We start from the raw sequence: 21,932 nt of genomic DNA, 5'->3' as shown, positions 1-21,932 counted from the left end.
GAATAACTGTGCGAATCTAGATGGAATCTTTTAAAGCAATAACAATATTCAAAAAGAACCCAAAAGCCCTGTCAGTGTTTCATTCCCTGACAGGGTTAATTTTTTAATATAAACCGCTTATTGCCATATTTTTTTTGCTTTAAATATATTCAACCATATTTCTTTCAATTTTTTTAACAGTATTTGTCTTCAATGGACCGCATTTCATTGACAAAGCATAGTGCTTTAACGACTAAAATGGCGCTTCACCGAATAAATTTTTAGGGAAATAAATTAGAAAGTACCTTTGTTTTTTTAAAGGATTGAATTCCCAAATTTATTTATTTTTTAATGCAGATTGGCAATAGTTCCCCATCAAAAACGAGGCAAGTTACCCCTATGAATTTATCAACCTACTTCCATTCCTTAATAAATTCTATATACACATCACAACCTTCAAAAGCTAGTCGCTGGATATTAGTGGCTTTTTTTGTTATGTTTCAAACAGTATCGTTTGGGGCTACAATTACTAGTACTGGGGCAGGAGGTAATTGGAATTCAGGTTCAACTTGGGTTGGGGGTGCAGTTCCAAGTTCGATTGACGATGTCGTGATTGCAGGTGTTGCTACGGTTTTAATAAATGCCGATACTACTATTTCAATTAATTCATTAACCGTTAATGGTACATTACGTACAGGAAATAACACCATCACTGTAGGAGTTACAAATAATGTTGTCGTAAATATAGGCGGAACTTTAGATTTGGAAAGTAATAAGGATGTTTTTCTTAAGGTTTTTGGGGATTATTATAATAATGGTTCTACAGATTTTTGGAAGGCATACGCAATTATTGCTGGTGATTTTATTAGTTCAGACACGTCTACTCTACAAGGAAACGGAAGGATTGCTGTGGGAGGTGATTTTATTGGTCTAATAACAATTACAGGGGGAGGTACTTCAGGTGAAGGAGAATTATGGCCAGTAAACCCAAATGCAACAGTTAGTATAGGGCCGGGGACTGTAGGTTCTGGCGTAGTTGCTGGAAATTTACCAACAGATCCTGTTTTAGGAGGATTGATTAACGAAGTAATATACGGGGGCACTTGTACGTCATTTTCCTTAACTACTCCACAAGACGTTGCTTTATGTACGGGAGCTACATCAACAAGTTTTACTGTAGCAGTAAGTCCAATTAGTTCGCCAACTTTTGTTTGGCAAGTTAATGCTGGAGGAGGTTGGGTTGATGTAATTAATGGAATAAATTATAGCGGAAACAATACTAATACGTTGATTGTTAGCAATGTAAATAATTCTTTTAATAATTACAGATACAGAGTTAAAGTAAAACAAGGATCTTGCACTAAAAACAGTAATACTGCAACACTGAATTGGGGATCAGAGGGAGGTGCATTAACTCCAATTTTGACAACAGTTTGTTCTGGACTGAATTCTACTACAATAAAATTAAATGGTCAAATTGGAAATATTTTGAGATGGGAATCTTCCACTAATAATTTTTCTACAGTTTCTTCAATTACAAACACAAGCCCTACTTTGTTAGTTTCTAATTTAAGCGCCTCGACAGTTTATAGAGCGGTAGTTCAAAGCGGTAGTTGTCCCTCTGTATATTCGTCGATAGCAACTGTTAATGTTAATGCTAGTACAGCAGCAACTCCTACTGCAATTTCTGCTACGAGTGTTGGGTGCGATACGTTTAATGCGAATTGGAACTCGCAAACTAATGTTTTGAGATACTATTTGGACGTATCAACAGTTAATGCATTTACTAGTTTTGTGGGAGTATACAATAATTTAGATATAGGAAATGTTAACTCTTATACAGTCACAGGTCTAAGTTCAGGGGTAACCTATTACTATAGAGTTAGGTCAAATAATGCTTGTGGAACTTCCTCCTCTTCAAATACGATCAGTGTAAGCTTAAATCTATCCTCAGTTGGTGGAACAGTAACAGGCGGAACGACAATTTGTTCGGGAAATACAAGTGGCTTATTGACCTTGTCAGGACAAACAGGGACTGTAGTTAAATGGCAATCGTCTGTAAGTCCATTTTCTATTTGGACCGATATTGCTAATACTGCAACAACCTATACTTCAGGAGCTTTGACATCGACAACACAATTTAGAGCTGTAGTTCAAAGCGGGAGTTGTGCTATCGCAAATAGCGCACCAACAAATGTAACTATATCTTCATCCAACTCCTGGGTTGGCACAACCAGTTCTAGCTGGTTTACAGCTACAAACTGGTCTTGTGGTAGTATTCCAACAGCTGCTTCTGATATAACGATCCCAAGTGGTACAACATTCAAACCAATTGTAAATGATACTAGTAAAATAGCCTTAGCCAATACTATAACTGTAAATTCAGGCGGTAGTTTGACTGTAAATGGCGGCAACACCCTAAAAGTGACAGACAAAGTAACCAATAATGGTGGAACAATCACCTTCGAAGATTCGGCAAGTTTGGTGCAAATAAATACCGTAACCAATGCAGGAAACATATCCTACAAGCGAAATTACACTGGTGGCGAAATGGATTATACATATTGGTCATCTCCGGTAGTCTCGCAAAATTTATTAGCACTATCTCCTACAACAAAACAAGACAAGTTTTTGTCTTTTAACGGAACAGATTGGGTTCAGGAAGTCCCGTCAGCAACCACGATGATAGTTGGAAAAGGCTATGCCATCAGAGGTGTACCACCGCCATCAGGTCCCCCAGTAGGTTTTGGTACTCTTACATTTAATGGAGTCCCTAATAATGGAACTAAAACTATTCCGGTTGTTGGAGCTGCATCGTCTAATCTTATAGGGAATCCGTATCCATCTGCGATAGATGCAGATAAATTTATATTAGCAAATAGTACTGTTATAGACGGAACACTTTATTTCTGGACACACAACACCCCAATTGCAATTGGGACACCTGATCCAGGAACTGGAGTTTATGCATATTCTGGCAATGATTATGCCACCTATACTTTATCAGGAGGAGTTGGAACCTCTGGGAATTTTAATGATATTAATGGAAATGGAATTTTGGATAGTGGAGAAGAAGTAGTTTCTAATAGACCAACAGGAAAAATTGCGGCAGGCCAAAGTTTTTTCACAACTAGCACTACAGCCGGCGGTACAGTTACGTTCACAAACGCAATGCGATTAGATGGTTCGGGAAATCCATTGAATAATTCTAATTTTTATAAAACTAAAAATCCTAAAGCCAAAACAGACGCCACTATTGAAAAACATCGAGTTTGGCTAAACTTAACCAATGAACAAGGAGCGTTCAAACAGACTTTAGTAGGATACATAACAGGTGCTACCAATACTTGGGACAAATTGTATGATGGCGAAAGTTTCGATGGCAATGATTTTCTGGATTTCTATAGTATAAACGAGGACAAGAATCTAACCATTCAAGGACGCGCTCTACCATTTGATGAAAATGATGAGGTGTCTCTAGGGTATAGAATTGCAGTAGCCGGAACTTTTACAATAAACATTGACGAAACCGACGGAAAACTAGCCAATCAAGACGTATACCTTGAAGATAAATTAACCCATACAACCATTAATTTAAAAAACGATAAGTATACATTCAGTACGCTTGCCGGTACCTTTGACGATCGTTTTGTGCTGCGGTACACCAATAAAACACTCGGAACCACTGATTTTGATGCTACTGAAAAAACTGTTTTGGTTTCAGTCAAAAACAAACAAATTAAAGTCAGTTCCTTTGGTGAAACTATCGATAAAGTAATCATTTTCGACCTGCTCGGACGAAAACTTTATCAAAAAGACAGCATCAACAGTAGCGAGTTTCTCTTAACAGATTTTAAAGCAAGTCACGAAACCTTGATCATTAAAACAACATTACAAAACGGAAGCATTAGTACTGAAAAAATAATGTATTAAAAACCAGATTTTAAAGTAAAATTGATCCCACTAGTAACTATAAAGCAGTTGTTAGTGGGATTTCTAATTCAAGGAAGTCTACAATTATCAGAAACGCCCATTCTTCCGATATTATTTATTCTTTTATGGATTACGATGGTGAAAGTGAGTTTGTAGTTAACAAATATTTATTTTTTTACTTTTTTAAAAAGGCTCTGAAAATCAATTATATTTGCATTCAATTCTTACTATTTACCATCAGTATTCAACTTATTATGAAAGCACTTTCCTTTTCTAAAAACAGATGTAGCTCTTTATTGGGGCTTATTTTTTTGCTATTCGCCACAGCAATTGCTACTGCAGCCACAAGAACAAGTACAGCAACCGGAGGGGCTTGGGCAACAGGTTCTACTTGGGTGGGGGGTGTTGCTCCTGCCGCAGGGGACGATGTAATTATAGCCACTACTGGCGCTAATAGCGTATCATTAGGAGCAAATGCTTCAATAACCAATGTCACCATAAATGCGGGAGCCACTTTGAATATTGCAAATAGAAGGCTGACTGTTGCTGGTTTTTTTACCAACAATGGAACGGTTACAGGAACTACTGGTCAAGTAAATCTAACAGCAGCTGGTAATTTCAACAATTCAGGTAGTTTCAATTTAACTACTGGTCGAATTTCAACGACCACTGGAAATTTTTCCAGCACAGGTTCATTGACCTATTCTGGGGCGGGTTTTTTGGTGTTAGGAGGTGCTTTTACGTATTCTGGAATCTTTACATTAGGTGCAGCGCAAGTGCAATTTATTGGCAATGCTGATCAATCTATTCCGGCATTTACTACTACAGGAATAGTTAGTATGCTCAAAACAGGAGGTACTGCCACTCTTACAGGAAATGTAACAGCTGGTGGTCTGACCTTAAATGGCGCAGGAGGAACATTAGATTTAGTTTCAGGCACCCACACTTTTTCGGGTGCATGGACAAGAACCAATGGAAATTTAAATGGTGGTTCAAGTTTGTTACGAATTGGGGGTAGTGCCACAGGTACAGGAGGAACCGGAATTTATAATTTAGGAACCGGAACAGTCGAATATTATGGAGGTGTTAATCAAACAGTAGCTCCCGTAATCTACAACAATTTGACACTGACAGGTACAGGAACAAAATCCATAGCAACGGCAACCACCACAGTTAATAAAGTACTTGCTATGGAAGGGCAGGCAGTTGCGTCGGCGGCACCAACGTATGCTGCCACAGCTACATTACAATATAATATTGCTGTGGCTCGAACTATCGGAGCAGAATGGATTACCCCATTTGCTGCTGCTGGTGGTGTAGTTATTAATGGAAATCAAAATACAACCCTAAATGGGGCCAAAGTTTTTAATGCAGGAATACCATTGACCATAAATAGTGGCGCAAAATTATTGACCGGAGCAAATAGTTTATCGCTTGGAGGCGATTTTATTAATAATGGAGGAACATTTACTTCAACCGGTCCAATCATTATTACCAATACAATGGCGACCCAAAGTATTGCAGGTTTTACCACAACAGGATTGGTATCGATGACTAAAACTAGCGGTACTGCAACTTTTACCGGAAATGTGAGCGGAGCAGGAATAACGATGAATGGAAGCGGTGGAACTTTGAATTTAGGATCCAGTTTAACACATACTTTTTCGGGAGCAGTCAATTTAACGGCAGGAACTTTAAACGGAGGCTCAAGTCTATTAAATGTTAATTTTACTGGGATAGCCTGGACAGGAACAGGATCCAATTTTAATGCTGGAACAGGTACCGTCAATTTTGGTGGAGCTGGTCAAACATTGTCAACGTCTTCTACATTTAACAATTTAACTTTTTCTGCCTCAGGAACAAAAACACTAACCGGATTGCCTACGGTAAACGGAATTCTTTCGATGGAAGGAACTTCTTCAGTTTCGGCAGCGCCAACTTATGGAGCCGCCGCTACATTGCAATATAATAGAACCCTTGCTCAAGTGACGGGCCCAGAATGGATAACTACATTTACCGCAACAGGTGGTGTGAGAATTACGAATATTGGGGTTATTACGGTCGCAACGGCCAATAAAGTCTTTAATTCAACCGTTCCTTTGAATATAGAAAGTGGCGCCACTTTGGCTAATGGCGGTTTTGCTATTTCTGGAGGCTCAACATTAAATGTTGCCGGTACTGGTGCGCTTCTGCTGAGTGGGTCAAGCATTTTTCCTGCTTTTGCAACTATTATTTTAGCGTCAAATTGTACTGTAAATTATAATGGTGCAGCACAAACTGTAGCGGTTCAAAATTATGGGAACTTATTGTTGAGTGGTTCAGGAAATAAAACCTTCGTCGGAGCGACTGCTATTGCTGGTGGACTTGGAATTAGTGGTACAGCAGTGGCTATTTTATTGAATGGCACCACTTCTACTTCCGCGTCATTAACTTTAGGAGGAGTGCTTCAAACGGCTTTGGGTTCTTATGGAGGTACTGGTTCTACGGCAACGAACAAGAATGGTACTTGGTTTGGAGCCACTACCACTGGGATTATAAACATTTTAACCGTTTGTTTACCTGGAACTTGGCTAGGAATTACCAACACCGATTGGAATACCGTAACAAACTGGTGCGGGGGGAATATTCCAAATGCGGGAACTAATGTAACCATCGGAATGGCTTCAAACCAACCGGTTATAGGAGTTTTGGGAGGGCTTTGCAATACTATAACTATTACAGCTGGTGCAACATTGACTATTTCTGGCTCAAACACTCTTAACCTGAGCGGCAATTGGACCAATAACGGGACATTTACTTCTAATACAAGTACCGTAATTTTCAATGGAACTACCAATCAAACAATAGGAGGATCAAGTGCGACAACCTTTACTAATCTAACTAATGCTAATAGCACTGCCATTCTTTCTGCCGCCTCACCCATTACTATTAAAAACATTTTGTCTGTTACCAATAGTACTTCGGTATTAGATATGGGAACTTTCGCTTTAACCGATGGAGGCGCTTTTTCGAATACTGGTAGTGGTACAATCAAAACTTCAAATACTTCGATAACACCGATACCATCAGGTAAAACTTGGACAAACAGTATATTTTATTCGAATCCAACCGGCGGACAAACCATTGTAGCCGGCATCTATAACGGGAATCCGTCATTAGAATTAGATAATACCTCTGGAACTCAAACTGCCTCAGGGAATATTGTCACAGGAGGTCAATTGAACATCGATAATGGTGGTAGTCCAGTTTTTGATATGAATGGAAATAATTTAACTGTTAATGGTTTAAATATTTTAAATTCTAATTCGGTTTTGGATATGAGAGGAGCAACATTGACCTATTCTTCGGCTTTAGCTATGGACGGTACAGTACGTTTTTCAGGTGCAACAAACGCGAAACCTTTTGCTTCGGGAACAGTAGAGTACTATGGTGCAACACAAACGGTAACCAATGGAAGCTACTTCAATCTACTGTTTTCAGGTGCAGCAGGTGTATATCAAATGACAACAGATATTGATGTGGTTAATAAATTAAATATTACAAACGGTGCGGTTACGCTAAAAGAGGGTTTAACTTTGTCCGTGGGAGATGCCGTTACGGTAGTTGTTCCTGGAACACTAACTATAGAAAACAATGCTAGTTTATTGCAAACTATTTTTACAGGAGCTAATGTTGGAGATGTAATTGTAAAACGAAATACTACTCCGGTCCTTGAATACGATGCTACTTTTTGGTGCTCGCCGACAACAGGAACACAGACACTACTCGATTTCTCGCCTGGCACTGATTCAGACAGGTATAACACTTACGACAGTGTGAATGATGTTTATGTTAACGAAAATGCTGCAACAGCAGTTTTCGGAAAAGGAATAGGCTATTCTATCCGTTGTCCAGCGACAACGCCCTCAACAGGTCCAGGAATTGTGATTCCACACCAATTTGTGGGAGTACCCAATAATGGAACATTCACCGTTCCACTTTTGACTCCTCCTGGTGATATTGGATTAAGCTTAATAGGGAATCCCTATCCATCAGCGCTAAATGCAGAGGATTTTATTACTGAAAATTTATATGATGCTACATTAAATCCAACAAACACCTTGAATGGTACGTATTACATATGGACTCATAATACGCGTTTGACAGGAAATGATTTCACAGGAGATGATTATTTTACTTGCAACATTTCAGGACCAACAGGGTTTGCTAATTTTGGAACAGGAAACAATACGCTTCCTACTGGCTTTATTGCTTCAGGGCAAGGATTTTTTGTAGAAAATGAAATCGCTGGAAATTTAAAGTTCAACAATTCAATGCGAGAAACAAAAAACAATGCTAATTTTTATAAAACTAAAAATAGTAAAAGAAGTGCCGATCTTGAACGTCATAGAATATGGATAAATATTACAGACAGTGCTCTAACAACAGGAAATCAAACTATGGTAGGTTACATCGAAGGTGCCACTAACAATTATGAATTTGGGTTTGATAGTTATTTATTTGACGATACAAAACCCTTATTAATTTATAGTATGCTTGGAACAGATACGATGGCGATACAAGGTAGAGCATTGCCTTTTTCGAATTCGGATACGGTGCCCATTGGATATTACACAAAAATAGCTGATAATGTGACCATCGCTATAAACAGTGTTGATGGCCTGTTTCTAGACAATCAAGATATTTTTCTGGAAGATAAAGTATTAAATGTAATTCACGATTTAAAATCAGACCCTTATATTTTTGCCTCTGCTGCGGGAACTTTTAATAATCGATTTGTATTGCGTTACACGGATGGAACCCTAGGTAACAAAGACTTTAAAGCAGAATCAAATAAAGTGGTTGTGTCTATAAAAAATAAGCAAATCAAAATTAATTCCTTTGGTGACACTATTGATAAAGTAACCATTTTTGACTTGCTCGGTCGACAAATTTATCAAAAGAACAAAGTGAATAGCAATGAACTATCTATTACTAATGTAGCGTCAAGTTCTCAAACGTTTCTAGTGAAAACTACTTTACAAAATGGTCAGATAGTGACAGAGAAAATCGTGTATTAATAATTGGAGAAACTTCACAAAAAAATCCCGCTAATTACGAATTTGTAACTAGCGGGCTTTTTATTTTAAGATAGGATAAATAATTTAATTATCCGTTTTGTTCTTAATTTTTAAGAGCCTCTTTTCCTTTGATAGTAGCTTCCACATTTCTTTCAATCGTATGTCCCGGGCGAGACCATTTTGGTTTTTCGCCAAGTGGAGCAAATTGAGAATCAGCTGCTTCTACCGTTTCGCGTTGGTGTACTTTAGCGAAAGGAGCCTGATTTTTCAGACCTAATATTTCGAACATTTTCATGTCTTCATTCAAATCATTGTTGGGTGTGGTAAGCAATTTGTCTCCTGAAAAAATAGAATTGGCTCCAGCAAAAAAGCATAATGCTTGACCTTCACGGCTCCAATTGATTCTTCCAGCCGAAAGGCGTACTTGGGTCTCTGGCATCACAATTCGGGTAGTGGCAATCATTCGTATCATTTCCCAGATTTCAACCAATTTTTCATCTTCAAGAGGCGTTCCTTCAACAGGAACCAACGCATTGATAGGCACAGATTCGGGCTGTGGGTCAAGGGTAGAAAGTGCTACTAGCATTCCAGCACGATCCTCGATGTTTTCTCCCATTCCGATAATTCCACCACTACAAACGGTAATATTGGTTTTGCGCACATTCTCGATGGTTTGCAAACGGTCTTCAAAAGCGCGAGTCGAAATCACTTCTTTATAATACTCTTCAGAACTATCAATATTATGATTATAGGCATACAATCCTGCTTCGGCCAATCGTTGGGCTTGATTTTCGGTAATCATCCCAAGGGTGCAGCACACTTCCATATCCATTTTGTTGATGGTACGCACCATTTCAAGAACTTGGTCAAATTCAGGGCCGTCTTTTACATTTCGCCAAGCAGCTCCCATACAAACTCGGGACGAACCACCTTCTTTCGCTTTGGTAGCTTGCACTTTTACGTCTTCGACAGTCATAAAAGGATTGGTTTCAATGTTAGTATGATAGCGTTTGGCCTGCGGACAATAGCCACAATCTTCAGAGCAACCGCCTGTTTTCAATGATATCAAAGTTGAAATCTGAACCACATTGGGGTCGTGATTTTCTCGGTGAATTGTCGCTGCGTCATAAAGCAACTCCATTAAGGGTTTGTTATATATAGCGATAATTTCTTCTTTGGTCCAGTCGTGTCTTGTAGTACTCATCGATTTTATTTTTTGTGCGTCAAAAGTAATTAAATTGTTCTAATTAAGCAAAGATGCTGTCCTGAAATAAGGGAACGAGCGATAAGTTGATTTTCGTAATAGCCGAAGGTTTCAACTGTTGGCGATTATTTTTGATTTTGCGAAGTATTATACTTTTTTATAAACGCTAATGAGGATTCTTTGTCTTTTTCTAATTGAATTTTTAACAAGGCAACGGAGTCGAATTTTTGTTCTGACCGCAAATGTTTTAGAACGGAAACTCTTATTTCTTGGTCGTACAAATCCCCGTCAAAGTCAAAATAATGTACTTCGATAGCTAGTTTGTCACCGGCAACGGTTGGATTGAATCCAATATTCATCATACCAAAAACTACTTTGTCATGGATAATACTTTTTACAACATACACTCCTTGCGCGGGAATAAGTTTGCTGTTTTCTTCGATTTGAAGGTTGGCAGTCGGGATTCCGATTGTTCTTCCCAATTGTTTTCCTTTGGTTACAATTCCTGTAATGAAGTATTCGTAGCCCAAATAATCATTGGCTAAGCCAATATTTCCTTCCATCAAAGCCTTTCTGATTTTGGTCGAACTTATGGAAACTTCCTCTATTTCCTGAACTGATATCTGTTCAACTTCGAAATTATATTGTTTGCCAAAAACGATAAGGTCGTCGATATCTGCCGTTCTATTTCTGCCAAAGCGGTGATCGTGACCAATAATTATTTTTTGGATATGGAATCGATCTACCAATACCGTTTTTACAAATTCCTCGGCAGTAAGTTGCGAGAATGCAGTGTCAAAGGGATGAATAACCAAATTCTGAACGCCAATAGAGGCTAATAAATCTATTTTTTCGCTAATTGTGTTGAGGATTTTTACTTCCGATTCCCCTTGCAATACCATTCGCGGATGCGGATAGAACGTGAGCACTAGACTTTCGTATTTTTCTCCCGAGGTGTGGGGATTGGTATTCTGCGTTAGTTTTTCTACTATTTTTCGGTGGCCCAAGTGGACACCATCAAAAGTACCCAGCGTAAGAATGGTTTTTTTTGAGCAATAGAATTCATTTATAGAATTGAAAATCTTCAAAGCATTTGTTTTTAGAATGCTGCAAATTTATGCTTTTAAAGCAGATAAAAAAAAGAGGATTGATACAAATCAATCCTCTTCATTCTAATGCATTTAAGCTATTCTTTAATAAATTGCAGTGTTTTGGTTTGACTGTCTTTGTCAATAATTATAAAATAAACGCCTTTACTCAAAGCGGAGGTGTTTATCGATAAATCACTTGCTGCAGCAACTTCCTTTCGGCTTATGATCTGACCTAAGCTGTTGTTGATAGTTAGGCTCTTAGGTAAGCCATATTCGCTCGGAATGTTCAGGTTGATATAATCTTTAGTAGGATTCGGATACAGGTAAATATCATTTGCGCTATCAAATGATGTGGTTCCTAAAGTGTTTGTCGTAAAATGCCAACGGCTTAATTGGCCATAGGAGGCTCCAGAGGCAATAGTAGTTGATCCTGCTGCTGATTTAATATTGTAAAAACCATTTCCACCTAAGCAGCAAATTCCATCAGCTTGTGAATCTTGTATGGTGAAAGTATAACATTGGTTGTTGGCTAACGTCCAGTTTTGTGTTATTAAAGCAGGCAATGGCAAAATCTCACTTGGTTTATCAGTGTATGGACCACCGCTATAAATGATTATTCCATCTTTATCTTTTAAATCCCAAGTGATTTCGGAGCCATAGAAATCCTGTTGCAAATTGAATACATAATTAGTAAAATTATAATTCACCGGAGAGAATGGTTCCGTATCAGTATTGTTGCTTGCTCTTTGGTCTGCGCTGCTATTGGTTGTTCCGATGCTTGCGGTCAAAATGCCATAGGAAGCAGTGTTAAGCAAAGTAACCATTGTAGATTGATTTGGTGCTAACGAACCTGTCCAGGCTTGCACTTGATTTGTTCCTCCTGCGATAGCATAATTTATTGTAACTACGGTCAGCGTAGTTGTACCTCGATTAGAGAGTGTTATTTTTTTATTGGTTGGTGCTGGCAAAGAAGCGCAATCTGACACATTTACCAAAGAATAATCTTTTTCAATTTGTAGTTCAGCATCATTGGCAAACAAGGGAATTGCAGTCCCTTTAGTCGAAGTTTTGAGGCTTACTCTTCGGGGAGAATTAGCCATCACGGTGGTGATCCTTGTTTTTTGGTCCGTGGTAAAAATGTTCATACAAGTATCATTAGTATAATCCATGTAGTTTTCAGGCATATCATTACCGGTCGAAGCTGCACAAGTATCATACGTACCACAGGAATAGTGCTCCCATCCTACTTGTGGAGTATCTGCGCAATAATCGGTAGCGGTACAATCTGGTTTATTTGTACTTTCATCACCATTCCCATCTCCCCAAATGTGTCGAAGTCCAAGGAAATGACCTACTTCGTGAGACATTGTTCGTCCTTTGTTATAGGGTGCCGCCAATATAAAGCCAGACCCAAAATCGTTGCTGCCAAAAACATCAAAACTTGCCACTACACCATCCGTATTTGCCGCGCCATTTGTAGAGCTGATCCCAGGCAAGGTCGAAGAGTCTGGAAATTGAGCATAGCCTAGCAAGGTGTTGTCTGTGAATTTTACCGTCCACATATTGAGATATTGGTTCGGATCCCAAATTGTCGCCGGTTTTACTGTAGATTCAAGATCAACGTCTTCCCAGGATGGCTGTGCAAAATTTATTCTTTCGATGCCATTAGTGGGGTTTCCGTTTGGATCTACTTTTGCAAGAACGAATTCAATTTCAACATCCGCTCCAACGAGATTTGCATTGAATCCCGGAGTACCTGCTTGTCTTCTATAATCTTGGTTTAAAACAGCAATCTGCGATTCTACTTGAGCATCACTAATGTTGGGAGCAGTACCAATGGCCTGACCGCTATGGATGATGTGAACCACTACAGGAATTGTAATTACCGCTGCTGTTTTAGCATTGGTTCTTGTGGCCATTTGTTTTTTTGCTAATGGAGCTAGCCAACTTTCAAACTGGTTTTCTTTGGACCTTTGTGGGTTTTTTTCTTGCAGAAATTGCTCGTATTCTGTCGAGATACATCTGATTTTTCCATTAGTTGGATTGGCAACAGCATTTTTTACCTCCTTGCCAAAGATAATTCTGTTTGTTGATGTTTTGTTTTGGCTATAGGCATTGCCAAGAATCAACAATCCAAAAAGGGCTAAAGTGAAGCGGGCAGAAACGGCAGAAAATATTTTCATACAACTTAATTTTTTTCAAAGATAAAAATTTGGACAAAAATATGGTCATTCGAACAGGTTTTAGATATAATTTAACAGTATCTACCTTCAAATGAGTGGTTTAAACCCTATAAAATGCTGATTTATTTGCCGTTGTAGGCCGACATGGTGTTTTCTATTCCTGCAGTTCCAAAGGATTTTATGATTTCCGATGCCAATTCTAATCGTTCCGGAAGAGCCGTTTTTTCGGTTTCATCCCATTCGCCAAGAACATAATCGACTTGTTTTCCTTTTTTGAATTCATCGCTGATGCCAAAACGGAAACGAATATAATCGGTGGTGTTTAATGTGGCTTGAATACTCTTTAGGCCATTGTGTCCGCCATCACTGCCTTTTTTTCGTATGCGTATAGCGCCAAACGAGAGATTTAAATCATCAGTAATCACCATAATATTTTCCAGAGGAATTTTTTCCGTATCCATCCAATATTTTACGGCTTTCCCGCTCAGATTCATATAAGTATTGGGTTTCAAAAGCAGAAAAGTTCTTCCTTTGAACTTGTATTCGGCAACTGCACCGAGTTTCATAGTTTCGAAGCTGACACCTTCTTTTCTAGCCAAAAAATCGAGCGCTTTAAAACCGATATTGTGTCGGGTGTTGACATATTCGGCACCAATGTTGCCCAAGCCGACGATTAAAAATTTCTTCATATTATCTATTTTGTCCTCTGTTTTTGTGTTCGAAAACAAGTTATTGAACCAATTTATCATTTTACAAAAGTAATAAAACTCGAACTGAATTCAATCCTGACTAAGTTCAAAACCCTTTTTAGGTAATGTAAATGAAGAAAATGGTGTTGAATTTATCGAAACGAAGCATAACAATATTTTATAAAAATTAATTTCCGTCACCATATTGACGCAATTAAATCAAATTACGTCAGTAATATGACGAAATTTGATAAAATTATATATATTTGTATCCTTAAGAACCTGGAATTTATGGAAATAAACAGATTAGCACTCGACTTAATTTTGCAAAAACTGCAGCCCAATAAAGTAATCGTTTTACTAGGTGCAAGGCGTGTTGGAAAAACGGAACTTATAAAAAAGCTGATTGAAAAAGTAGATGAAAAAGTGCTTTTTTTGAACGGCGACGATATAGAATCGCATAGTTTGTTAGAAATTCAGAGTACCGCAAATTTCAAAAGATTGCTTGGCGATACTAAATTTTTGATAATTGATGAAGCACAAGAAATACCTGCTATCGGAAAAAAACTAAAGTTAATGGTTGATACCATTCAAGATTTAAAAGTTTTGGTTAGCGGTTCATCAGCTTTTGAAATCAATAATCAATTGGGGGAACCATTAGTAGGACGCATGAAGACCATCAATTTATATCCAATAGCACAAATGGAATTTTCTAAAACCGAAAATTTTCTAGATACTCGCAACAATCTCGAAGATCGACTACTACTGGGTAGTTATCCTGAATTGAGTCATATTACTAATCGTGAGGCGAAAATAAGCTATTTGAAAGAATTAGTAAATACCCAATTGTTAAGGGATATTTTTGTTTTTGAAGGCATTAAAAAAAGAGACAAAATCATTGCTTTACTCCAAATAGTTGCCTTTAGGATCGGAAGTGAATTATCACTAGAAAGTATAGGGCGTGATTTGCAAATTAGTAAAAACACCGTTGAAAAGTATTTGGATTTGTTTAGCAAAGTCTTCATTATTTATAGTGTTTCTGGTTTCAGCCGCAACAGAGATAATGAAATCACCAAAATGAAGAAATGGTATTTTGTAGATAATGGTGTCAGAAATGCTATTATCAATTCGTTTAACCCATTAAATATGAGAGAGGACGTGGGCAAACTCTGGGAAAATTATTTGAATTCCGAAAGAATCAAAAAAATGAGTTATACCCAAAATTTTGTTTACCACTACTTTTGGCGCACCCATACTAAACAAGAAATAGACAGAATAGAAGAAAAAAATGAACAATTAGCCGCCTTTGAATACAAATACGGAAAAGCTAAAGCAAAAATCCCACCCGAATTTGCAAAGTCTTATCCAGAAGCGACTTTCGAAATTATCAATCAGGATAATTATTTAGATTATATAATGTAACGTGTATTTGTTTTCTTGGAGAGGCAGTTGTGTTGATGGTGGTTTTTTTGTAAAAACTCCCTAAAACAAAAAAAGCACCAGTTGTAGAACTGATGCTTTTTTGAAAAATTTCGAAAAATATTATTTTTTCTTTTTCCCTGCAGGTGCTTTTGCTGCTTTTGCTGCTTCTTGAGCTGCTTTCATAGCCGCACGTGAGATCTTCACTTGACAGATTACGGTGTTGTCTGGGTGCATTAACTTGAAGTTGTTTGTTTCAACTTTAGTTACATACAATTTGTTACCCATTTGAAGTTCTGAAATATTGGCTTCGATAAAATCTGGTAGATTTTTTGGCAAAGCTTTTACTTTAAGTCTTCTTTGGTTTAGACGTAAATCACCTCCTAATAATACACCTGGTGATGTTCCAACAATTTTAACTGGAACTTCCATAGTGATTTCTTTGCTTTCGTTTAATTGAAAAAAGTCAATGTGTAAAATTTTGTCAGATACTGGGTGTACCTGAATGTCTTGTAATACAGCATTGAAAGTTTTATCACCAAGATCTATCACAACAGTGTGTGCGTTTGGAGTGTAAACTAAGCTTTTGAATGCTCTTTCGTCTGCTGAGAAATGAACTGCTTGATTTCCTCCGTATAACACGCAAGGAACCGCTCCAGCATTACGTAAGGCTTTAGTAGCAACTTTGCCCACGCTTTCTCTTTCTGATCCTTTAATTGTAATCGATTTCATTTTAAAAAATTTATATAGTTATTATTAAACTCTTGTTGTTCTAGCGGTTTTGACTTCCAGCTTCCTACTTCCTTTTCCTACATCAAAAACTTCCCGCTAATGGAATTGTTGTGGTGTACCATGTACATTACTTCGGCAAAAAGAGGCGCACAACTCACCACTCTTATCTTTTTGGATTCCTTCTTTAATGGAATAGAATCGGTAACAATTAATTCGACTAATTTCGAATTTTCAATTTTTTCGTAGGCACTACCAGATAAAATGGCGTGAGTACAAATAGCTCTTACGCTTAATGCGCCTTTGTCGATCATCAAATCGGCGGCTTTCGCCAATGTGCCTCCGGTATCGATCATGTCGTCTACCAAAATTACATTTTTACCTTTTACTTCACCAATCAGCTCCATAGTGTCGATAATGTTGGCAGCTTTTCGTTGTTTGTAACAAATTACCACTTCCGACTCTAAAAATTTAGAATAGGCATAAGCTCTTTTGGAACCTCCCATATCTGGCGAAGCGATGGTTAAATTCTCTAAGCCCAAACTATTTACGTACGGCAAAAAGATGGTCGAGGCAAAAAGGTGATCTACTGGTTTTTCAAAGAATCCTTGAATTTGGTCGGCATGCAAATCCATGGTCATAATTCTTGTTGCACCGGCAGTTTCTAATAATTTAGCCACTAATTTAGCTCCAATCGGAACCCTCGGTTTGTCTTTTCTGTCCTGTCTTGCCCAACCAAAATAAGGCATTACTGCTGTAATATGTCTTGCCGAAGCACGTTTTGCAGCATCAATCATCAGTAACAATTCCATCAAATTATCGGCATTTGGGAATGTTGAGCAAACAATAAAAACGCGTAAACCACGAATCGATTCCTCGTATGACGGCTGATATTCTCCGTCACTATATCTTGACATTGTCGCTTTTCCTAAAGGAATTCCATATTCCTTGGCAATTTGCTCAGCGAGATGTACACTTTGTGAACACGCAAAAATTTTAGCTTCTGGCTCTAAATGGGACATTTAGTATGTTGTTTTTTATTCGATGCGATTGTTGAATTTTGTGTTGAATTCAAAAAAATATAAAAGCCTCGAATGTAGTTAGTTAGTGTGTTTCGTTTTATCGAGGTGCAAATTTAAGAATAAAATCGAACTCTGAAAGGAAAATTTCGAGTATTTTTATTTGAATCTTTAATTTTATTATTACATTTGCACCGTGTTAAAGGAAAAAGATGTTTAGCTACCACTAAATATCTCTTTATTGCGTGAAATAACTGTCGTTATTTCTGTCTGCTAAGCCCAGATGACTGTTTTACTTTTATTTTTTAAAATAAATCAGAAATTCTTAAAGCTGCAATTGCCCGGATGACTGTTTTACTTTTATTTTTTTAAAAATAAATCAGAAGTTCTTAAAGCAACTAATTTGCCCGGATGGCGGAATTGGTAGACGCGCTGGTCTCAAACACCTGTGGGAAACCGTGCCGGTTCGACTCCGGCTCCGGGTACAAAGGTCGCCTTTTTGGCGGCCTTTTTTTGTTTTTATAATCAATATTACGAGTACATCGCCAAGAATTGCAGAAAATGTGTCACAACTTTTCGTCCTTTAATAAAGGATATTGCATTAAAAAAAATATTTGTAGACAGAAAGAATCCATAAAAGTAGGCACAAGAAATCCACTTAAAATTTCTAGAGATAGTAAAAACAGAGTATTACATTTACCAATAATAGACCTTATTTTTTATGAAAGTTATACTTACGGGGGCGACAGGGGTTTTAGGGTCGCATATTATGTATGAGATTTTAGAATCTTTTGTTCAAAATGGCATTGATGGTACATTGTATTTAATTTCGCGTGCTAAGGGAAAGGTTTCTGCTAAAGAACGAATCAGCAAATTATTGTCTAGTAGTTATACACCAAAAAATCTCAAAGAAATAGGATTAGAAACGTTACATCAATATATCCAATTAATCGATGTCGATTTGAGCGAAGTTCCGGAAGCTTATTCTAATATAATACAGGGTGCTTATTTTATTCATTCCGCGGGTTTTGTCAATCTTTCGACCGATGAAGAACAACGAGATAAAATTTTTGAAGAAAATACTGCTTTCACCAAAACTATTTTCGAAACCTTTAGCCCTTTTATAACCAAGTTTATCTACATCAGCACTGCCTTTTCATCAGGGGAACGAAGCGGGATTATTGGGAATGATTTTCACAACCTAGATTTTGAACCTAGATTCAGAAATGCCTATGAAAACGCCAAATTCGAATCGGAAAAGTTTGTCATCGAACAAAGTAATTCTTTGGGATTGCCTTTTCAGATTTTGCGTCCGAGTGTGATTGGAGGAAAAATGATGGGAACAGAAAATAATTATTTTATTCCGAAATTTATGGTTTTCTATCTTTTGGCAAAGTTCTTCCATTTTACAGCTAACAAAAGTAGTAAACAATTAAATGTTCGCTTTATTGTTAATAGCGCGACAGGTTTAAACATCATTCCAGTGGATTATGTAGCCAAAATAATTTTCAATACTTTTCAACGTGAGGACATACAACAACTTAACATTGTGAATCGTACTAGTTTCAATATCGTGAGTGGATTGGAGTTAATTATGAATGAGGTAGGCTACTCTAATTTTTCGACCGTTTCGGACACTTTCGATTTCGATTATCAGAATTCTATCGAGAAAATTTATTATGAAAGTATTGGTAAACATTTGAAACCTTACTTTATTACCGATGCAAATGAATACGATACCAGTATGCTGCAATCGATTTTACCTATTCCGAATGTAGATGCTACTGCCTTAACCAATATGATACATTATGCTCGAATGCATAAATTTAAGGACATAAAGGTGTAATTTAAAAGTTGATTTTTTGATGAGTTCGAGCCGTTTATTTTAGAACTGAACGGTGTTCCTTGCGGTATTGCGAGGCGCTCTTGCCTGTAAATTCCTGAAAGGTTTTATTGAAATAGCTAAAATTATTGAATCCGCTTTCGAAACAAACTTCGGTTATACTAATTGGTTTTTCGGCCAATAGTTTCGATGCGTGAACCAAACGGTACTCATTGACAAACTTCGTAAAGGTTTTTTTGGTAATTTTTTTGAAATAGCGACAAAGCGAAGGAACCGTCATACTTACTAGCTCCGCGACTTCCTCAAGAGTAATTTGTTCTTGAAAATTATCTTTGACATAATTAAAAATAGTGTTGATTTTGTCATTGTCCTGCATTTGCAAGTTCATCGAAAAACCTTCGGCATTCAAAACTTTGAATTCGGTGGCTTCTTCCAATTCGTTTAAAATAGAGAGTAAGGTGAGCAGTCTTTCAAACGGTAACTGATCGGCCATTAGTTCTACTTTTTTTCCCAATCTTTTTTTGGTTTCACCTATAAAGACGAGGCCCGTTTTGGCTCTATTGAAAAGGTTATTGATGTTTTTTAACTCTGCCGTTCCAAAAAAGGTATTACCCAAGAAATCGGGTTTCATTTGGATTATAGTTTCTTTCGAATTCCCTGTTTTCTCGTCGGTAAATCCACAATGTGGTAAATTACTGCCTATTAGAATTAAACTTCCGCTAGTGTAATACGAGATATGACTCCCTATTTGGCGTTTGCCAGAACCACCGTTGACATAAACCAATTCGATTTCGGGATGGTAATGCCAAAAGTGAGCGGTGCTATTTTCGTTATCTAAATATTGTGACAAAGTAAAAGAACTTCCGAAGGATGGCTCTATAATTTCTAAGGTTGGGACAATGTTTTTCATACTGTTATTTTTAAAAACAATACAAAATTAACTCAAAATAACACATAATTACCAAATTTAACCTATTTCGTTTTCGTAAATGGTAATATAGTATATAAATAGGAAAAATGAGTGTTGTTTTGCTCTAAAGTACCGCTATATCTTTGCAGCAAACAAAATCATTATAAACTTAAAAATTAAAATTATGAAAAATGTATTTAAATTTAGTTTAGTGTTGGGAGTAGCATTATTCACTATGAACGTACACGCTAGTGATGTTGATTTTTCACTGGGCGTAAAAAAGGCAGAAGGTAAAATGATCACTTTTGCATTTACTGATATTAAAAAAATGGAGTTGACAATTTACGATGCTAAAAATGTCTTAATCTATACTGAAAAGTTGAATTCTGAGGAATTTATCAGTAGAACCTATGATTTGAAAGATTTGCCAGAGGGAGAATACTTTTTGGTAGCCGAATCGGAATTAAAAATTACTACTTATAAAATTTCGGTTGTAGGTGAAAAAGCTGAATTATCAGAAACTCCTATTTCGGAAGAATTTAAACCTGTGTTTATAAAAGAAAATGGGTTTGTAAAAGTGAACTTTTTAAATTTGGATGAATCGGCAACGGTAATCAAAATTTACGATCGTGATGATGTTTTAGTATTCGATAGTGGTGAGATGAATGATCAAAAAATTGCTAAGATTTTTGATATTTACAATCTTGATAATGAAGAGTATACCATTGCGCTTACAGATAACAATAAGACTTTTACTAAAACATTTTCTAAGTTATAGTAGCTTATCATACGAAACAAAGCAGCTCCATTTTTGGAGCTGTTTTTTTTTAGGGCTATAGGTTTCCCAATATTTTATCCATCACCCAACTGGTTTTTACAGCCGAAAAATCGGAAGAAGGATGCTGGCTGTTGCCCAGCAGCTGTTCGCGAATTCGTTCCACATGATGCAATTGCACGTTTTCAGGATGTTCGATAAACAGTTCCGTTTCCCCTTGGTCATTGGAAAGTATTATCGGGTCATTCTCGAAGATCGAAAAGGATATTTTGCCTTTGCTACCGGCGATTTCAACAATATCTTCTCGTTTTTGGCTGCCAAAATTCCAATTTCCATTTCCAGTGACTCCCGATTCGTGAAGCCAACAAGCCGTGATGGCATCTTTGGCGGAATACAAGCCTTGTTGGTTCAAACTATAACCCGAAACTTCCTTGATTTCACCCAAAAGAAATCCAAATAAATCCAAACCGTGACTTGCCAAATCATCAAAATATCCTCCAGGAGCCACTTTGGCATCGGTACGCCAATTGTACTCTCCCGACAAATCTTGTTCTGAAGCTGATTTGGTCAAATTCCATCGAATAGATCGCAGTTCTCCTATTTCATTATTATCAAGCCAAGTTTTTATTTGTTCGAAACGTGGTAATGTCCGTCTGTAATATGCCGTGAACAAGGGAATATTTTTCGCTTTAAAAGCTTCGTATATTTCGAGACTTTCTTTGTAACTAGGTGCCAATGGCTTTTCGATACAACAAATTTTCCCTACAGCAGCTACTTTTAAACCATAAAAATGATGTGTATCTGGTGGTGTGGCAATATAAATGGCGTCAATTTCGGGATCATTGATTAATTCATCTGCCTCCGAGTAGAATTTATTGATGCGGTGTCTTTTCGCATAATCGGCGGCTTTAACTGCATCTCTACGCATTACGGCTTCGATTTTGAAACCTGCAGTTTTTTGATAGGCTGGACCGCTTTTTAGTTCCGTCACATTGCCGCATCCTAAGATTCCCCAACGGATTGTTTTTGTATTTTCGGTGTTGTTTGGCATTCGAATATTTTTTTGTAAAAATAACAGAATAGCCGATAGTAGGAGTG

Annotated in this window: 13 protein-coding genes and 1 tRNA gene; 6 read left to right on the top strand and 8 right to left on the bottom strand. The window is 37.3% G+C overall.

The genetic code is table 11. The features are described 5' to 3' along the window. The first annotated feature begins 474 nt into the window (after window positions 1-474). A complete protein-coding gene (locus E1750_RS10130; RefSeq protein ID WP_165698033.1) occupies window positions 475-3,912 on the top strand; it encodes a T9SS sorting signal type C domain-containing protein in 3,438 nt (1,145 codons plus the stop codon). Window positions 3,913-4,166: 254 nt separating this feature from the next. Then, window positions 4,167-8,972, top strand: coding sequence for a T9SS sorting signal type C domain-containing protein (locus E1750_RS10125; protein ID WP_165698032.1), 4,806 nt, complete (start codon window positions 4,167-4,169; stop codon window positions 8,970-8,972). A 103-nt stretch (window positions 8,973-9,075) separates the two neighbouring features. Here E1750_RS10125 and bioB read toward each other — a convergent pair whose 3' ends face one another. From bioB to pth, 4 genes are all read right to left on the bottom strand, one after another. After that, entirely contained in the window at window positions 9,076-10,176 is a 1,101-nt protein-coding gene (gene bioB / locus E1750_RS10120) for a biotin synthase BioB (protein WP_133276658.1), read from the bottom strand. A gap of 125 nt (window positions 10,177-10,301) precedes the next feature. After that, a complete protein-coding gene (locus E1750_RS10115) occupies window positions 10,302-11,264 on the bottom strand; it encodes a bifunctional riboflavin kinase/FAD synthetase (RefSeq protein ID WP_133276657.1) in 963 nt (320 codons plus the stop codon). Between the two features lie 98 nt (window positions 11,265-11,362). Continuing rightward, on the bottom strand, window positions 11,363-13,450 hold the full coding sequence (locus E1750_RS10110; protein WP_133276656.1) for a T9SS type A sorting domain-containing protein: 2,088 nt from the start codon (window positions 13,448-13,450) through the stop codon (window positions 11,363-11,365). A gap of 122 nt (window positions 13,451-13,572) precedes the next feature. Further along, entirely contained in the window at window positions 13,573-14,199 is a 627-nt protein-coding gene (pth, locus tag E1750_RS10105) for an aminoacyl-tRNA hydrolase (protein WP_133276655.1), read from the bottom strand. Window positions 14,200-14,430: 231 nt separating this feature from the next. Here pth and E1750_RS10100 point away from each other — a divergent pair, with 231 nt between their 5' ends. Next, a complete protein-coding gene (locus E1750_RS10100) occupies window positions 14,431-15,561 on the top strand; it encodes an ATP-binding protein (RefSeq protein ID WP_133276654.1) in 1,131 nt (376 codons plus the stop codon). A 120-nt stretch (window positions 15,562-15,681) separates the two neighbouring features. Here E1750_RS10100 and E1750_RS10095 read toward each other — a convergent pair whose 3' ends face one another. Together E1750_RS10095 and E1750_RS10090 are read right to left on the bottom strand one after the other, a co-directional pair. Continuing rightward, window positions 15,682-16,290 carry a 50S ribosomal protein L25/general stress protein Ctc gene (locus E1750_RS10095; protein ID WP_133276653.1) on the bottom strand — a complete coding sequence of 203 codons (609 nt, stop codon included), beginning with the start codon at window positions 16,288-16,290 and terminating at the stop codon, window positions 15,682-15,684. A 77-nt stretch (window positions 16,291-16,367) separates the two neighbouring features. Next, entirely contained in the window at window positions 16,368-17,309 is a 942-nt protein-coding gene (locus E1750_RS10090; protein ID WP_133276652.1) for a ribose-phosphate pyrophosphokinase, read from the bottom strand. Window positions 17,310-17,711: 402 nt separating this feature from the next. Between E1750_RS10090 and E1750_RS10085 the strand changes: the two genes are divergently transcribed. Together E1750_RS10085 and E1750_RS10080 are read left to right on the top strand one after the other, a co-directional pair. Then, window positions 17,712-17,791 (top strand) — tRNA-Leu (locus tag E1750_RS10085). A gap of 236 nt (window positions 17,792-18,027) precedes the next feature. After that, window positions 18,028-19,152 (top strand): SDR family oxidoreductase, encoded by a 1,125-nt coding sequence (locus E1750_RS10080; protein WP_133276651.1) that lies wholly within the window; start codon window positions 18,028-18,030, stop codon window positions 19,150-19,152. Between the two features lie 34 nt (window positions 19,153-19,186). On the opposite strand, the gene E1750_RS10075 is transcribed toward E1750_RS10080, so the two are convergent. Then, window positions 19,187-20,059: an AraC family transcriptional regulator gene (locus tag E1750_RS10075; RefSeq protein WP_133276650.1), complete on the bottom strand. Its 873-nt coding sequence runs from the start codon at window positions 20,057-20,059 to the stop codon at window positions 19,187-19,189. 184 nt (window positions 20,060-20,243) lie between these two features. Between E1750_RS10075 and E1750_RS10070 the strand changes: the two genes are divergently transcribed. Next, on the top strand, window positions 20,244-20,837 hold the full coding sequence (locus E1750_RS10070) for a FimB/Mfa2 family fimbrial subunit (protein ID WP_133276649.1): 594 nt from the start codon (window positions 20,244-20,246) through the stop codon (window positions 20,835-20,837). A gap of 55 nt (window positions 20,838-20,892) precedes the next feature. Here E1750_RS10070 and E1750_RS10065 read toward each other — a convergent pair whose 3' ends face one another. Then, window positions 20,893-21,885 carry a Gfo/Idh/MocA family protein gene (locus tag E1750_RS10065; RefSeq protein ID WP_133276648.1) on the bottom strand — a complete coding sequence of 331 codons (993 nt, stop codon included), beginning with the start codon at window positions 21,883-21,885 and terminating at the stop codon, window positions 20,893-20,895. Window positions 21,886-21,932 lie beyond the last annotated feature (47 nt).

The sequence above is a fragment of the Flavobacterium nackdongense genome (assembly GCF_004355225.1).
GTDB lineage: Bacteria > Bacteroidota > Bacteroidia > Flavobacteriales > Flavobacteriaceae > Flavobacterium > Flavobacterium nackdongense.
This window is presented reverse-complemented; position numbering and strand designations above follow the sequence as displayed.

Excerpts from the sequence above, each read along its gene's own strand:
- E1750_RS10130 (WP_165698033.1), top strand. The coding sequence starts at position 475 with ATGTTTCAAACAGTATCGTTTGGGGCTACAATTACTAGTACTGGGGCA.
- E1750_RS10125 (WP_165698032.1), top strand. The coding sequence starts at position 4,167 with ATGAAAGCACTTTCCTTTTCTAAAAACAGATGTAGCTCTTTATTGGGG.
- bioB (WP_133276658.1), bottom strand. The coding sequence starts at position 10,176 with ATGAGTACTACAAGACACGACTGGACCAAAGAAGAAATTATCGCTATA.
- E1750_RS10110 (WP_133276656.1), bottom strand. The coding sequence starts at position 13,450 with ATGAAAATATTTTCTGCCGTTTCTGCCCGCTTCACTTTAGCCCTTTTT.
- pth (WP_133276655.1), bottom strand. The coding sequence starts at position 14,199 with ATGATAAATTGGTTCAATAACTTGTTTTCGAACACAAAAACAGAGGAC.
- E1750_RS10100 (WP_133276654.1), top strand. The coding sequence starts at position 14,431 with ATGGAAATAAACAGATTAGCACTCGACTTAATTTTGCAAAAACTGCAG.
- E1750_RS10095 (WP_133276653.1), bottom strand. The coding sequence starts at position 16,290 with ATGAAATCGATTACAATTAAAGGATCAGAAAGAGAAAGCGTGGGCAAA.
- E1750_RS10090 (WP_133276652.1), bottom strand. The coding sequence starts at position 17,309 with ATGTCCCATTTAGAGCCAGAAGCTAAAATTTTTGCGTGTTCACAAAGT.
- E1750_RS10080 (WP_133276651.1), top strand. The coding sequence starts at position 18,028 with ATGAAAGTTATACTTACGGGGGCGACAGGGGTTTTAGGGTCGCATATT.
- E1750_RS10075 (WP_133276650.1), bottom strand. The coding sequence starts at position 20,059 with ATGAAAAACATTGTCCCAACCTTAGAAATTATAGAGCCATCCTTCGGA.
- E1750_RS10070 (WP_133276649.1), top strand. The coding sequence starts at position 20,244 with ATGAAAAATGTATTTAAATTTAGTTTAGTGTTGGGAGTAGCATTATTC.
- E1750_RS10065 (WP_133276648.1), bottom strand. The coding sequence starts at position 21,885 with ATGCCAAACAACACCGAAAATACAAAAACAATCCGTTGGGGAATCTTA.